Genomic DNA, 535 nt, shown 5'->3' with positions numbered 1-535 from the left:
AGTAACAAGCCGGCACCATCATTATATTTGCCAGCCCCCAATGTTGCGACAGATCTTGCATTAAGACGGTTCATAAGGACCATTTTTACTCCTTTCTTATACAAATTTGATCCACACACTCATCCCACTTGTTATGTGCAAATGAGTGATTTTGATTGATTCAAGATAAGCAGGTTTGAAATGAGAGAATCCTACGTTATTCGGGTTTCTAATTCAATATGAATAACGCTAGATTATCATTATAAATCAATAACTTGCCATTACAGGGCAGAAATCTACATACCCAACAGGTGAGTTTCTTACGTTTGAATATCTCACATAAAGAGAAGCATCTCACAGAAAAAATCGGGATATTACCCCGTGGCGCTTTGATCACGTCGATTAAAGCGTTTGTGAAGACAGCGTTTTCTGAGACGAAATTGAAGATTGGCAGCACTTATGGCGGCAATGAGTTTGGAGAAAAAGACATCAAAGCCCAAAATACGCAAGATTTTACACCAACAGACCAAAAGGTTTTTACTCCAGAGGATAAAGA

At 38.5% G+C, this 535-nt stretch carries 1 protein-coding gene; it reads left to right on the top strand.

What is annotated here, in order from left to right; all coding sequences use genetic code 11:
• Positions 1–245: 245 nt before the first annotated feature.
• A partial coding sequence (locus ACFIMQ_RS09750) for a hypothetical protein (protein WP_375703967.1) occupies positions 246–535 on the top strand: 290 nt, incomplete at its 3' end.

The organism is Bartonella sp. AD13SXNS (assembly GCF_042196465.1).
Taxonomy (GTDB): domain Bacteria; phylum Pseudomonadota; class Alphaproteobacteria; order Rhizobiales; family Rhizobiaceae; genus Bartonella.
The sequence above is the reverse complement of the archived record's forward strand: the minus strand, read 5'-3'. Positions and strand labels throughout refer to the sequence as shown.